The sequence below is a fragment of the uncultured Eubacterium sp. genome (assembly GCF_934295145.1).
Taxonomy (GTDB): Bacteria; Bacillota; Clostridia; order Lachnospirales; family Lachnospiraceae; genus Eubacterium_I.
Genome location: NZ_CAKRAS010000064.1, coordinates 1 through 15,333 on the forward strand (window position 1 = coordinate 1; position 15,333 = coordinate 15,333).

General features: G+C 39.9%; 11 protein-coding genes. All 11 read left to right on the forward strand.

What is annotated here, in order from left to right; all coding sequences use genetic code 11:
• Window positions 1-34 precede the first annotated feature (34 nt).
• The 11 genes from Q0I54_RS11355 (at window position 35) to ilvA (ending at window position 15,195) form a co-directional block, all read left to right on the forward strand.
• Window positions 35-1,375: a hypothetical protein gene (locus tag Q0I54_RS11355; RefSeq protein WP_296118759.1), complete on the forward strand. Its 1,341-nt coding sequence runs from the start codon at window positions 35-37 to the stop codon at window positions 1,373-1,375.
• Between the two features lie 20 nt (window positions 1,376-1,395).
• Window positions 1,396-4,572 carry a type I restriction endonuclease subunit R gene (locus tag Q0I54_RS11360; protein ID WP_296118761.1) on the forward strand — a complete coding sequence of 1,059 codons (3,177 nt, stop codon included), beginning with the start codon at window positions 1,396-1,398 and terminating at the stop codon, window positions 4,570-4,572.
• 367 nt (window positions 4,573-4,939) lie between these two features.
• On the forward strand, window positions 4,940-5,290 hold the full coding sequence (locus Q0I54_RS11365) for a helix-turn-helix transcriptional regulator (RefSeq protein WP_296118763.1): 351 nt from the start codon (window positions 4,940-4,942) through the stop codon (window positions 5,288-5,290).
• A 64-nt stretch (window positions 5,291-5,354) separates the two neighbouring features.
• The gene (locus Q0I54_RS11370; protein WP_296118765.1) at window positions 5,355-5,867 is read left to right on the forward strand and encodes a hypothetical protein; all 513 of its coding nucleotides are present in this window, start codon (window positions 5,355-5,357) and stop codon (window positions 5,865-5,867) included.
• Between the two features lie 509 nt (window positions 5,868-6,376).
• The gene (locus tag Q0I54_RS11375) at window positions 6,377-7,234 is read left to right on the forward strand and encodes a patatin family protein (RefSeq protein ID WP_296118767.1); all 858 of its coding nucleotides are present in this window, start codon (window positions 6,377-6,379) and stop codon (window positions 7,232-7,234) included.
• A gap of 105 nt (window positions 7,235-7,339) precedes the next feature.
• Entirely contained in the window at window positions 7,340-8,350 is a 1,011-nt protein-coding gene (gene plsX, locus Q0I54_RS11380) for a phosphate acyltransferase PlsX (RefSeq protein WP_296118768.1), read from the forward strand.
• Window positions 8,351-8,371: 21 nt separating this feature from the next.
• Window positions 8,372-8,599, forward strand: a complete 228-nt coding sequence (gene acpP / locus Q0I54_RS11385) for an acyl carrier protein (RefSeq protein WP_021739726.1) — start codon at window positions 8,372-8,374, stop codon at window positions 8,597-8,599.
• Window positions 8,600-8,684: 85 nt separating this feature from the next.
• Window positions 8,685-9,377 carry a ribonuclease III gene (gene rnc / locus Q0I54_RS11390; RefSeq protein ID WP_296118769.1) on the forward strand — a complete coding sequence of 231 codons (693 nt, stop codon included), beginning with the start codon at window positions 8,685-8,687 and terminating at the stop codon, window positions 9,375-9,377.
• A 75-nt stretch (window positions 9,378-9,452) separates the two neighbouring features.
• The gene (smc, locus tag Q0I54_RS11395; protein ID WP_296118770.1) at window positions 9,453-13,022 is read left to right on the forward strand and encodes a chromosome segregation protein SMC; all 3,570 of its coding nucleotides are present in this window, start codon (window positions 9,453-9,455) and stop codon (window positions 13,020-13,022) included.
• A gap of 18 nt (window positions 13,023-13,040) precedes the next feature.
• Entirely contained in the window at window positions 13,041-13,982 is a 942-nt protein-coding gene (ftsY, locus tag Q0I54_RS11400; RefSeq protein WP_294786450.1) for a signal recognition particle-docking protein FtsY, read from the forward strand.
• A gap of 1 nt (window position 13,983) precedes the next feature.
• Window positions 13,984-15,195: a threonine ammonia-lyase gene (gene ilvA, locus Q0I54_RS11405; RefSeq protein WP_296118772.1), complete on the forward strand. Its 1,212-nt coding sequence runs from the start codon at window positions 13,984-13,986 to the stop codon at window positions 15,193-15,195.
• Window positions 15,196-15,333 lie beyond the last annotated feature (138 nt).

Below are 15,333 nucleotides of genomic sequence, written 5' to 3' on the forward strand. Positions count from 1 at the left end.
CTAAATTCTTGTTTATAGTTATAAAGAAGGTATAATGTTAATTAATTTAGATATTTCATTAAGTAAAAGATTAAGAGAAAAAATAGTTTCGTCTGGAAATCATTCATATACTAAAAGAGGAAGATTTAAAATTCCAGGGAAAAATAAAAAAGTAGAGTCAGATGCATATAATTGTATTTGCACGATAATGGATAGAATAGATTCATTAGTTGAACATTGCAATTCTTTAAATGTCGATAACAAAAGTGTTGAGGGTGAATTTGCATTGCTCGATGTGCTTAACTATGGACAAACTTTAATTGATTGCATTGATATGTTAGGAAAAATATATAGTGACTCATGGAACGAAAAGAATACAAATGATATTTTTGCTCAACCAGGAGAAAACGGAAAAGGAAATGATGAAAAATATTTTAAATATTTGAGATCACTCTGTTCTGTGCATCCAGTAGAAACAACTGGTTATCCAATGTATCAGGGTAATGAACCAGAATGGTGCCCATATATAAGGAGTGGAAATGATTCTTTCTCTAGACTAAAATATGATGCGGCAGATTTTTATGCTGTTGTGTATAGAAATGATCAGTGTACTTTTAAAGAAGTACCTATTTATATTGAACAAGTATTCAAATATATTCAAATGAGATATAAGAGCATAGAAATGATTATTCAATTAATAGATAAGTATGATCAAGAACGAATAGACGAATTAAAAGAGTTGCATATAAAAACACCGGAAGAATGTGATGATTACAAATGCTATTTAATGAATTTAGCTAATGAAAATAATGTTCGATATGGTAAGGCGAATGAGTATTATATGAAAGAATGGGAAGCTATTATTGAGACGCATTTTAATGATTCAAGTAAAGAATGCTGGTTAGTTCTTTATAAGAAAGAATTGTATGAACATGTTAAATGGGTACATAAACATTTACAAGCTATGGAATGTGATTCGGATGAATGGGATATGCGTGCTTTTGAAAACACAATTTGGAATAAGGTTGATAATTATAGCTATGAAATTGGGAAAATATATAATTATTTATATCCTGAAGAATTGGAAACAGATCAGGTATGGGAGTTCTCATTTATAGATAGAGAACCAGAAATCTGTGATGAAAAAGTGAAAGAAATATTTGAAGTAGTTGACCAAATAAAAGATAAAAATTGTACGCATGATGAAATGATTATGTTTTTTAGGGATATTGAACAAAGATATAAACCAAATAATTCGGAGTGGAGCAGAATATATTTGAAAATTGTGGAGGATGTGTTTGATGGAGTATGGCATTTTGATTATTATTTAAATAATTGGCATGTTTGGCTTCAAATACAATTAGCGCAATGGAGTTTTCAGAGAGGTTCTAAATAAGCCATAAATGGGGGAAAGAAATGTCAGCAATATTCACAGAAGATACATACGAACAAGCCATTATAGAATTGTTTGAAAACATGGGATATGAACACCTCTATGCACCTGATCTGGAGCGAGACTATTCAAGTCCGCTGTTAGATTTTGCGCTGAGAGATTGTTTGGTGCGCATTAATCGAGGCTTGCCGTTGGAAGCAATTGAGGAAGCAATTGCAAAATTGCGAACATTTGATATGGGAAGTCTGTTGCAAAAAAATATGCTTTTCATGGATTATCTTCAAAATGGAATTACTGTTAAGTTTTTTGTAAATGGAGAAGAACAGGCAGCGATTGTTCGATTGATAGATTATGAGAACGTAAAAAAGAATACTTTTTATGTGGTAAATCAGTTTACCTTTTTGGAAAATGGAAACAATCGGCGACCAGATATTATACTTTTTATTAATGGGTTGCCACTTGTTTTAATGGAGTTGAAAAGTCCGGCAAAAGATGAAGTGGATGCTGAAAATGCATATAATCAGATTAGAAATTATATGCAGGATATTCCGTCAATGTTTATTTTTAATGCAATCTGTGTAATCAGTGATTTGTCTACCAATAAGGCTGGAACGATTACCTCTGGTCTGGATCGCTTTATGGAATGGAAAATGAAAGATGGAAATCATGAAGATACGGCGTATGCGCAATTCGATACCTTCTATGAAGGAATGTTTCAGAAAGAACGCTTGCTAGATATTTTGAAGAATTTTATTTTGTTTTCCGGTAGTGGCTCTGGACGTTTTAAAGTGTTGGCGGGATACCATCAGTATTTTGCTGTACGGAAAGCAATAGAGAAAGCAAAAGTAGCTACAAAAACGGATGGTAAGGGTGGAGTTTTTTGGCATACACAGGGATCTGGAAAATCACTATCTATGGTATTTTATGCACATTTGCTTCAAGAAGCATTGGACAGTCCGACAATTGTTGTTATGACGGATCGTATTGATTTGGATGACCAGTTATATACGCAGTTTTCACAGTGCGCAGATTTTTTGAGGCAGACACCGGTGCAGGCTGAGAGCAAAGAACATCTGAAGTCATTGTTGGATGGCAGAAGTGCGAATGGTATTATTTTTACAACAATGTTTAAGTTCGAACGTGGTGAAAAGCCACTGTCTGAACGTAGAAATATTGTGGTTATGGCAGATGAAGCACATCGTGGTCAATATGGATTTGATGAGAGAATTGTAATATCAGAGAATGAAGCTGGCGAAAAAGAAGCGCGGACAGTGGTGGGAAATGCCAGAGTAATACATGATGCATTGCCAAATGCTACTTTTATCGGATTCACAGGGACACCAATTTCTTCCAAAGATAGGAATACCAGGGAAGTATTTGGTGATTATATTGATATCTATGATATGACGCAGGCGGTTGAAGATGGGGCAACACGACCAGTATATTATGAAAGTCGTGTGGTTCATTTGAAATTGGATCAAAATACATTGGCATTGATTGATTCCACATATGATGTGTTGGAACATCAGTCGGATTCTGCAACGATTGAAAAAAGTAAAAAAATGCTTGGTCAGATGGAAAGCGTTCTCGGAGCAGATTCTACAATAGAATCTCTTTGTGGAGATATTGTGGTGCATTATGAAAAAAATAGAGCAAATTTGTTGACAGGAAAAGCAATGATTGTTGCTTATTCCAGATCTATTGCAATGAAGATTTACCGACAAATTTTGAAAATGCGCCCAACATGGAAAGAAAAGATAGGTGTGGTAATGACCGGTGGCAACAATGATCCGGAGGATTGGAAAGAAATTATAGGAACCAAAGCACACAAAGAAGAGCTGGCGAGAAAGTTTAAGGACAATAATGATCCAATGAAAATAGCAATTGTGGTTGACATGTGGCTGACGGGATTCGATGTGCCGTCATTGGCTACAATGTACATTTATAAACCAATGCATGGATATAATCTAATGCAGGCCATTGCCAGAGTAAATCGTGTGTTTAAGGATAAAGAGGGCGGACTAATTGTTGATTATGTTGGAATAGCGTCAGCATTGAAAGCCGCAATGAAAGAATATACGAAACGGGATCAGTCAAAGTATGGCGATATGAATATTGCGAAGGTGGCTTATCCGAAATTTCAGGAAAAATTGCAAGTATGTAAAGATTTGCTTCATGGATTTGATTTTAGTGGATTTTTTGGTGGCACACCACTGGTTATGGCAAAACTGATTACAGGAGGCGTCAATTTTGTCCTTGATGCAAGAGCACCGCACAGAAAGGAACTTTTTCTGAAAGAAGCCATGCTTTTGAAACAGGCAAATTCACTTTGTTCCAGTTTGACAACGGAACAGGAACGGCATGAAGCTGCATATATGGAAGCAGTTCGTTCTACTGTTGTGAAGATTACTTATAGTGGTTCTGGTGGCAAAAGTTTGTCATTGAAAGAAATTAATGCACAGATCAATGAATTGTTGAAATCAGCGGTTCAAAGTGAAGGTGTTATTAATTTATTTGATAGCAGCAAAACGGGTGAAAATTTCAGCCTATTTGATCCGGCAGTGTTGGATGAAATCAGCAGGATGAAAGAGAAAAATATTGCTGTGGAAATTTTGAAAAAATTAATGTCAGAACAGGTTTCTATGTATAAGCGAACGAACGTGGTTCAGTCACAGAAGTTTTCGGAAAAAATTACGCAATTAATGAATTCATACTATAATGGCTTGATCACAAATGAAGAAGTAATTAAGGAATTGCTTAAAACGGCAGAAGAAATCACAAATCTTTATAAAAATGGTCAGAAGCTAGGATTGACACAGGAAGAATTGGCATTTTACGATGCGCTTACAAAACCAGAACATATTAAGGATTTTTATCAGAATAATCAGCTTATTGCATTGACGAAGGAACTGACAGAAATGCTTCGTAAAAATCGAACAATTGATTGGCAGAAAAAAGAAACGGCACGAGCCACCATGCGTAAGATGGTAAAGCGTTTGTTGAAAAAGTATGACTATCCGCCAGAAAATTATGATTTTGCAATCAGTACAGTAATTAGTCAATGTGAGCTTTGGACGGATAATGCTGATAATCCGGTGACAGGCATTGAAGAGAAACATAAAAAAATAATTTACAAATACCCGACAGAAGAGCATTTTGATATAGCTGCTGAGCCAAATCATTATATGAAAAATGAATGATATGTAATGGATGAAGCAATTTGACAAGCAATACGACAAGGATGAACGAAAATGTTATTTTCCCCAAACATATTTACGCTTATAGCTCTTATCACAAGTTATAAGTTGGCGAAAGTATTTGGTCATGGAATCGGATATACGCTGGGATTATTTTTTTCCAAGGTTGTTCTGGCTGATTCTGGGATTTGGATCCAGTAAATATCAGGGAATTTAAACCACAGGTTGAATGTTTTCTTTATTGGATGCATATATAATTAATTTACTCAGCACTTTTGTGTTGGTAAAAAATCTGGCTTTTTTAAAAGAAAAGTGCTAAAGTAATAAGACAACATGTTTTGGGATGGAGAAGATTGCGGAGGTACAAAAAATGCAACCAATGTATGTATCAATTCAACAAAAAGAAACAGGCAATCGAATCAAGAGTTTGCTGAAGCAGAATGGCTACACAGTCAAAGATATTCAAGGAGCCATGGGCTTTGAAAATCCTCAGGCTGTGTACAAATGGCTGTCTGGAAGATCCTTGCCAAGCATCGACAATTTTATTATTTTGAGCAGATTATTGCATACCAGTATAGAAGATATCCTCGTCATTGACGGGGATATTGTTCGTTTATGGAGCTGTTACTTTATTTTTATAAAATCAACCGTTTTTCAAAAAATATTTCCCAATAGTATAATAAAACCTTCCTTTGTAAACCAGCAGTTTAGTGAAATATAAATGACAGGGTGTTATAGTAAATACAGCAGCAGAAGTAAAATGATAATGAGAAGGGGGATTTGTTATGCAGAAGATGACATCAGCCTATGCAAATAAAAAATTAAAGAGTCTAGAAGAGGATAAAGCATTCTGGGTAAATAAGGAAGCAACTACATGTACTTATATCGCGGCAATTAATGAAGAGCCGGTGATCCCGGAATATGACTATTTGGAAGTGGCACAGACCATTGAAGATATCGATGCTAAGATAGCGGTGCTCAAGCATGCAATCAATCTGAATAATGCTATGGCAAAAGTGCCGGTTGGCGATGAGGAAATGAGCATTGATACAATTTTGGTCAAGATGGCGCAGTTAAACAAACGTAAAAATGTACTCGATATGATGCGTAAGCAACTTCCGAAGGAACGGCTTGATAATTCTTACCGGGTCAGAAATTCGATAGCAGAATATCGTTATATCAACTATGATCTGGCATTGATCAAACAGGAATACGAGCGTGTATCTGATATGATTTTGTTAATGCAGATGTCGCTTGATAAATATAATCAGACTGTAGAATTTGAAGTGGATTTTTGATGAGAGAATTCCCTGCACTTTTGATGAATCTGTAAGATATTTAGAGTGATAAAATATCAAAGTTATCCGTACAAGATCGAACATACATAGCGTGGAAAAACAGATGGGTTATTGTTTATTGATATGATTTATTTGTTATGAGTTATTTCTTAAAGTTATGGTTCAAAGTTCAGTTTTTTGAACAGGAAAAATATAATCAAGAGAATCTTGTAAAAAACCTGCAGGAAACTGCTTGTGTGGAGGTTCGGTTACATACACAATATTTTGACAAAAATTGGAAAATAAGGAAAATATGAAAAAACGACTGTGTATCGGAAATGGATATACAGTCGATTTTTTTGGGTAGTAATAGGAATCAGACCTGTAGCGGATAATACCGACAGATAGAAGAGTATGTACAATTCCGGCAAATCGTTCATTGACATCTGTTTCATCTTTGATAAAATAGGATAGATATTAAATGATTGATATTTTATAAAGCATGAGAGAATGAAAAGGTGACAGAACATATGAGCAAAATAGGATTAATTGTAGAAGGCGGTGGGATGAAATGCGCTTACAGCGCAGGCATTCTGGATGCTTTTATAGATGAAAATATTACATTTGATTATGCAATCGGTGTATCAGCTGGGTCTGCCAATGTGGCATCTTTTTTGGCAGGACAGCGTGGTCGTAACCTTCGATATTATACGGATTGGATCAAAGATCCGGGATATTTTGGTATAAAGAGTTTTATCAAAACAGGGAATTTGTTCGGATTACAGCATATTTACGGAGATATGACTAATTCTACCGGCGTGGATCCGATTGATTTCCCGACATTGAGTGCGAATCCTACGGAATATTGGATCGTGGCAACGGATGCAGCGACAGGAAAACCAGTATATTTTCCAAAGAGCAAGATGAAACAGGATGATTACCGCTGCATTATGGCTTCCTGTGCATTGCCGGCAGCATGCAAACCGATTGAGATTGATGGAAAACGGTATTATGACGGAGGTGTGACGGATGCAATCCCTGTGCAGCGTGCCCTGGATGACGGCTGTGACAAGATTGTTGCGATTTTATCAAAACCGAGAGGATTTGTAAAGAAACCAGAAGGCATGCGCTTTTTATACAGCAGAATGTGCAAAAAATTCCCAAATACGGTAAAAGCACTGGATAACCGCCATATTATGTATGGTAAATGCCAGCAGCTGTTGTATGATCTGGAAAAAGAGGGCAAAGCATTTGTTTTTGCACCGAGCAATCCACCGAAAATGAGTACCTATACGATGGATCGGGAAGTAGAACAGCAATTATATGACCTTGGAATGAAGGATTTTCATGATGCAGAGGATCAATTTAAAAAATTTCTTATTAACTGAAAAAACGGTAAAAAGTTTTACATCGGGATAAGAAAAATCGGTTGATTTATAGATAGACATAGTGTATATTTTTTAGTGGATGGACAAGGAGACGGAGGAAAAAGTATGAGCGAAACAGTCCGCGTAGCAGTGGATGCCATGGGCGGTGACAACGCACCGGGAGAAATCGTAAAAGGTGCGGTACAAGCTGTTCAGGCAGAGAAGGATATCAAGGTATTTCTGGTAGGTAGACAGGATGCTGTCAATGCTGAGCTTGCGAAATATACTTATGATAAGGAAAAAATTGAAGTTGTGAATGCCGAGGAAGTCATTGAGATGGCAGAACCGCCGGTAAATGCAATTCGTAAGAAGAAGCAGTCATCTCTGGTAATCGGAATGAATATGATTAAGCATCAGGAAGCAGATGCCATTGTGACAGCAGGAAGTACTGGAGCAACGTTAGTTGGCGGCCAGGTACTGGTTGGCAGAATTAAAGGCATTGAGCGTCCACCGTTGGCACCTTTAGTTCCGACGGAAAAGGGAGTTTCACTTCTGATCGACTGTGGAGCGAATGTGGATGCACGTCCGTCACATCTGGTGCAATTTGCCCAGATTGGATCTATTTATATGGAAAACATTGTCGGAATCAAGAATCCGAGAGTGGCGATCCTGAATATCGGAGCAGAAGAGGAAAAGGGAAATCAGCTGGTAAAGGAGACTTTTCCATTGCTGAAAGAATGTCCTGGTATTAATTTTATCGGAAGTATTGAAGCACGCGAGATTCCGCACGGTGGTGCAGACGTTATTGTCTGCGAAGCATTTGCAGGAAATATCGTACTGAAACTGTACGAAGGTGTAGCTGCAACTTTACTTTCTAAGGTAAAAGAAGGACTGATGTCATCTCTCCGGTCTAAAATTGGAGCACTTTTGATTAAACCTGCATTAAAACAGACGCTGAAGTCTTTTGATGCCTCCCAGTATGGTGGAGCGCCTCTGCTTGGACTGAACGGTCTGGTAGTCAAGACACATGGCAGTGCGAACGCGATTGATGTGAAGAATTCTATTCTTCAGTGTGTGACATTCAAGCAGCAGGATATTAATGGTAAGATCAAAGAGCATATTATTGTAGAAAAATAACAGGGAGGGAGGATTTGCATCATGGAATTTGATAAAATTAAAAGTATCATCAGTGAAGTGTTAAGCATCGATGCTGATGGTATTACAGAAGAGACTACTTTTGTAGACGATCTTGGAGCAGATTCCTTGGATATTTTCCAGATTATTATGGCAATCGAGGAAGAGTTTGAGATCGAGATTCCGACAGAAGAAGCAGAAAAAATCACAACTGTTGGCGATGCTGTAGAACAGATTAAAAAAGCATTGTAAGAATCAGTATAACAAGAAAATGGATGCTGTTGCAGTGAGTATTTTTGCAGCAGCATCCATTTGTGGATTAAACAGGAGGGAAAAAATGGAACAAATCAAAGAATTTCAGGAAAAAATCGGTTATCAGTTTCATCAGGAAGGCTTGCTACGCCAGGCTCTGACGCACAGCTCTTATGCCAATGAGCATCGGATGAAGAAATTATCTGACAATGAGCGTCTGGAATTTCTGGGTGATGCAGTACTGGAAATTGTAACCAGTGACTTTTTATATCATGAGCATACAGATGTGCCGGAGGGAGAACTGACCCGTGTACGTGCGAGCATTGTATGTGAGCAGACACTGGCTTTTTGCACCAGAGCACTGAATCTGGGAGATTATCTTTTCCTTGGAAAAGGTGAGGATCAGACCGGAGGAAGAAAGAGAAAATCAATTTTGTCAGATGCATTTGAGGCGATTATCGGAGCTATTTATCTGGATGGTGGTTTTGCTAATGCAAAAGAGTTTATTCATCGTTTTGTGCTGAATAATGTGGAGCATATGCAGCTCTTTTATGATAGCAAGACTATCCTGCAGGAGATCGTGCAGGGAGATGAGCATAGCGGAAAGCTGGAATACGTGCTGGTAGATGAGAGTGGACCGGATCACAACAAGAATTATACCGTGGAAGCCCGCATTGGAAATAAATGCTATGGCAGTGGTGAGGGACATACTAAGAAGGCGGCAGAACAGGAAGCTGCTTATCAGGCAATTCTGGAGCTGAGAAAGAAGGAAAAATAGGAGATATCTTCAGCTTTAAAATTATATGCAAATTTGCAGAAGTATGAAAGTATATAAGACGAAACGGAGGAATGTATGTATCTTAAATCAATCGAGGTACACGGTTTTAAATCCTTTGCCAATAAAATTATATTTGAATTTCATAACGGAATTACCGGTATCGTAGGTCCGAACGGAAGTGGAAAAAGTAACGTTGCGGATGCGGTGCGCTGGGTGCTTGGTGAGCAGAAGGTTAAGCAGCTGCGAAGTTCCAGCATGCAGGATGTGATTTTTGCCGGAACAGAGAATCGAAAACCGGTGAGTTTTGCTTATGTAGCGATTACGCTGGATAACTCAGATCACAAGCTCCCCTTGGATTATAATGAAGTGACGGTGGCGCGCCGGGTGTATCGTTCTGGCGAGAGTGAATATCTGATCAACGGCACACAGTGTCGTCTGAAGGACGTCAATGAACTTTTTTATGATACTGGTATTGGTAAAGAAGGATATTCTATCATCGGTCAGGGACAAATTGATAAAATCTTGAGTGGAAAACCGGAAGAACGTCGGGAATTGTTTGACGAGGCAGCTGGAATTGTAAAATTCAAGCGTAGAAAAGCAACGGCGTTGAAGAAATTAGAGGATGAACAGCAGAATCTGGTGCGTGTCAACGATATTTTATCAGAGTTGGAACGTCAGGTAGGACCGCTTGAACGTCAGGCAGAGCATGCCAAAATTTACCTGAAGAAAAAAGAAGAATTGAAGGACTGTGACAGAAATCTGTTTTTGCTTGAGATGGACCGCATGAATGCTGAACTGCAGGAATTAGAGCAGAAATGTGGCATTACGGAGCATCAGCAACAGGAAACGACACAGAATTTTGAAAAAGCAAAAGCCAGATACGAAGAACTGGAAGAAAATATTGCTAAGGCAGATGAGCGTATCAGTGCACTGCAGCAACGTATGAATGAGACTGGTGTTTCCAAAGAAAAACTGGAAGGTCAGATTAACGTACTGCGGGAGCAGATCCATACGGCACAGCAGAATGAAGAACATGTGAAGAGTCGTATTGAGGCTCTGGACACAGATATAGAGCGTCAGCGCAAATCCGGAGCGGAATACAGCAGTCAGATGGAAACACTGGACAAGGGGATTTGCGAGACAGAACAGCGAAAAGAGGCGCTGACAGAACAGCTGGAAACATTGCGAAAAGATACTGCTGCAATGGAACAGCAGATTGAGGATGGAAATGCGGAAATAATGCGTCTGCTAAATGCCCGTGCATCAATGAAAGCAGAGCAGCAGCGTCTGAAAACTATGCAGGAGCAGGCTTCCATTCGCCGGGCACAGTTAAACAAAGAATTGCTGGAACAGAAAAGCGGAGGAAATGATGTCAGTGGGTTACTGCAAAAACAGGAAAAAGAGCTGGCAGAACTGAAAGAAAATATCGCTTCCATGGAAGAGGAAAAGATTTCCATTGAGCAGAAGCGAAATAATTGGCGTCAGCAGTTTGAGGAATTGCGCGGAAAGATGGATCAGTGCAAAGAACAGTTCCATAAGGACAGCTCCAGGCTGGAATCTCTGCGTAATATTGCAGAGCGTTATGATGGTTATGGAAACAGTATTCGCCGCATCATGGAGCGCAAGGCAGACACACCGGGGATTCATGGTGTTATCGCGGATCTGATCAAGGTAGACAAGCGGTATGAGACTGCCATAGAGACTGCGCTGGGCGGAAGTATTCAAAATATCGTAACCGATAACGAGGATACGGCCCGTCAGATGATTGAATATCTGAAGAAAAATCGTTATGGTCGTGCCACATTTTTACCATTGACCAGTGTGTCTGCACCGGAACATGTTCCGGCGGAAAAAGCACTTGGTGAAACCGGTGTCATCGGAATTGCAAGCAGTCTGGTACACACGCAGCCGCAGTATGGAAAAGTGGCAGGATATCTGCTTGGCCGTGTGTTGGTAATGGACACCATTGAGCATGCAGTGGCAGTGGCGAGAAAGTTCCACTATTCTTTGCGTATCGTTACACTGGAGGGTGAGTCCTTACAGCCGGGCGGTTCCATGACCGGTGGTGCGTTCCGTAACAACAGTAATCTGCTTGGCCGAAATCGTGAGATTGAAGTATTGGAAAAACAGATTGCAGAGTATCGGGAACAGGCCCAGGAAATCCGCAGCCGTATGGAAGATGTCAAGACGGCAAATGCGTTACTGAAAGACGATTATGAAGAACTGCAAGTGAATCTGCAGCAGGCATATTTACATAAAAACACCCTGGAAATGGAGACCGGACACATTCGTGAGCAGCAGGAAAAGCAGGAAGCAACTTACGCCGGTATTCATGAGGAAATCGCAAAAATCGATGCGGATAAAATTGCATGGACTACGGAGCAGGGACAGATGGCAGAACAGATGCATCTGTCTGTGAACCAGGAAAAAGAGATTACAGAGCATAATAAGACATTTGCTCAGCGGGTGGAAAATAAAAATCTTGAGATTGAAAGTGTATCACAGGATTTGAATGATATTTTACTTGAGATTGCACAAAAGCAGCAGCAGAAATCCTTCCAGCAGCAGAATATTCAGCGAATCGCGGAGGAAATTCGCCGTCTGGAACAGGAAAAAGAGCAGATATTACACGACAGTGCAAACAGTGAATCTGTCATTGCAGAGCGGGAAGCCCAGATCAGACAGCTGCAAGAACAGTCAGAAGAGACCGTTCAGCAGAAAACGGAACTAGATGAAAAGCTGACTGGTATTCGCAGTGAGAAAGAAGCAATGCTTGCAGAGCAGAAGAACTTCTTTACTCAGCGGGAGGAACTTTCCCGGATTATGAGTGATCTGGATAAAGAGATGTTCCGATTAAATCAGCAGAAGGAAAAGACAGAAAATGCGCAGGAATCTTTAAGCAACTACATGTGGGAAGAGTACGAGATCACCTATCATGTGGTCAAAGAGCAGGAAGTTCCAGCAGAAGTAAGTGTATCTGATCTGAAGAAACAGATCGCAGAGATTCGAAATGAAATTCGTAAACTTGGAAACGTCAATGTCAATGCCATTGAGGAGTACAAGAGTGTTTCGGAGCGATATGAATTCTTACACGCACAGCATGCGGATCTGGAAGAAGCAAAAGCGAGTCTGGAGAAGATCATTGCAGATCTGGATGAGGGCATGCGCAAGCAGTTTGCAGAGAAATTTGCTGATATTCAGACAGAGTTTGACAAAACATTTAAGGAACTGTTTGGCGGTGGAAAAGGTTCTCTGGAACTGACCGGGGAGGAAGAAACCAAGGATATTCTGGAATGTGGTATTAAGATCATTGCACAGCCGCCTGGAAAGAAACTGCAGAACATGATGCAACTTTCTGGTGGAGAGAAAGCACTAACTGCCATTGCACTGCTTTTTGCCATTCAGAACTTAAAACCTTCTCCGTTCTGTCTGCTGGATGAGATTGAGGCAGCGCTGGATGATTCCAACGTTGACCGTTTTGCAAATTATCTGCATAAGCTGACAAAAAATACACAGTTTATTGTCATTACCCATCGACGTGGAACTATGACAGCAGCAGACCGCCTGTATGGTATCACCATGCAGGAGAAAGGTGTATCTGCACTGGTTTCTGTAAACCTGATTGAAAAAGAATTGGATGCGTAGTAGGAAAGGAAGAATAGTATGGCTGAAGAAAAAAAAGGTTTTTTTAAGCGTTTAGTAAGTGGATTAACCAAAACCCGCGACAATATTGTGTCTGGATTTGATTCCATTTTCAATGGTTTTTCCCATATCGACGATGATTTTTATGAGGAGTTGGAAGAAATCCTTGTCATGGGTGATATCGGAATCCGTGCAACGGAAGAAATTATTGAAAATCTGAAACAGAAAGTAAAAGAAAATCATATCAAAGAACCGGCAGATTGCCGTGAATTGTTGATCAACAGTATCAAAGAGCAGATGTATGTAGGCGATACTGCTTATCGTTTTGAAGAAGAAAAATCTGTCGTATTGGTGATCGGTGTCAATGGTGTCGGAAAGACAACAACGATTGGAAAACTTGCCGGAAAATTGAAAAATCAGGGCAAGAAAGTAATTCTGGGTGCTGCCGATACATTCCGTGCAGCCGCAGGAGAGCAGCTGACTGAGTGGGCAAACCGTGCCGGTGTAGAGATTGTAGGAGGACAGGAAGGATCTGATCCGGGATCTGTTGTATACGATGCTGTACAGGCAGCAAAAGCCCGTAAAGCAGATGTGTTACTCTGTGATACCGCAGGACGTCTGCACAACAAGAAAAATCTGATGGAAGAGTTGAAGAAAATCAATCGAATTCTGGAGAAAGAATATCCGGAAGCATATCGTGAGACGTTGGTTGTATTGGATGCAACTACGGGACAGAATGCATTGGTGCAGGCTAAACAGTTCAGTGAAGCAGCTGAAATTACAGGTATTGTTTTGACCAAGATGGATGGAACTGCCAAGGGTGGAATTGCGGTTGCAATTCATTCCGAACTGGGCATTCCGGTGAAATATATTGGTGTAGGAGAAAGCATCGATGATCTGCAGAAGTTTGACGCAGATCAGTTTGTAGATGCATTGTTCGAGAAGGAGGACGTAAATGAGTGAAATGCTGACACTGGATCGTTTTGAGGAAGCCAGTGAAATCGTTAAAAAAGTTACACAGGAGACAAAACTTGTATACAGCGAGTATCTGAGTGAGCAGACAGGAAATAAAGTATATCTGAAACCGGAAAACATGCAGTTTACCGGTGCATATAAAGTACGTGGTGCTTATTATAAAATCAGTACTTTGACAGAAGAAGAACGTCAGCGAGGTCTGATCACCGCATCTGCGGGAAATCATGCACAGGGTGTAGCTTATGCCGCAAAACGTTATGGAGCAAAGGCAACTATTGTAATGCCGACCACAACTCCATTAATTAAAGTAAACCGTACCAAGAGTTATGGTGCAGAGGTTGTTCTGTATGGAGATGTTTATGATGAAGCTTGCGCAAAGGCATATGAACTGGCAGAAGAGCATGGTTATACTTTTATCCATCCGTTTGATGATCCCGCGGTTGCAACCGGTCAGGGAACGATTGCAATGGAAATTTTTCAGGAGCTTCCGCTGGTAGAGTATATTTTGGTTCCAATCGGTGGTGGCGGACTTGCAACTGGTGTATCCACACTGGCGAAACTGTTAAATCCAAAGATTAAAGTTATTGGTGTGGAGCCGGCTGGTGCAAATTGCATGCAGGCTTCTCTGGAAGCAGGAAAAGTAGTAACCTTACCGAAGGTAAATACCATTGCTGACGGTACAGCTGTAAAAACACCGGGAAGCAATATTTTCCCATACATTCAGGAAAATCTGGACGACATTATTACTGTTCAGGATGATGAGCTGATCGTAGCATTTCTTGATATGGTAGAAAACCATAAGATGATCGTAGAAAATTCCGGGCTGCTGACAGTAGCAGCACTGAAACATATGAATGTGAAAGATAAGCGCGTGGTTTCTATCCTCAGTGGCGGAAATATGGACGTTATTACCATGTCATCTGTTGTACAGAAAGGTCTGATCCTGCGTGACCGCATCTTTACTGTATCCATTCAGCTTCCGGATAAACCGGGTGAGCTGTGCCGTGTTGCAGGTGTTATGGCCGGTGTACAGGCAAATGTGATCAAATTGGATCATAATCAGTTTGTATCATCCAATCGAAATGCAGCTGTTGAGATTCGAATCACAATGGAAGCTTTTGGTACCGAGCATAAGAGACAGATCATTGCAGCACTTTGTGAAGCAGGTTATGATCCAAAACTAATTCAGGCAGTTCTGTAAATTCTTGTTTAGGGTGGTTTGGAACAAGCAGAAACGAACTCCAACAAGAACCTGAAAAATTGAGACTATGAAGAAAAGTCTGTAAATAAGATTCTTCTATGATAATACAAGGCGAAAAGTTCATCTATTGAGCTTTTC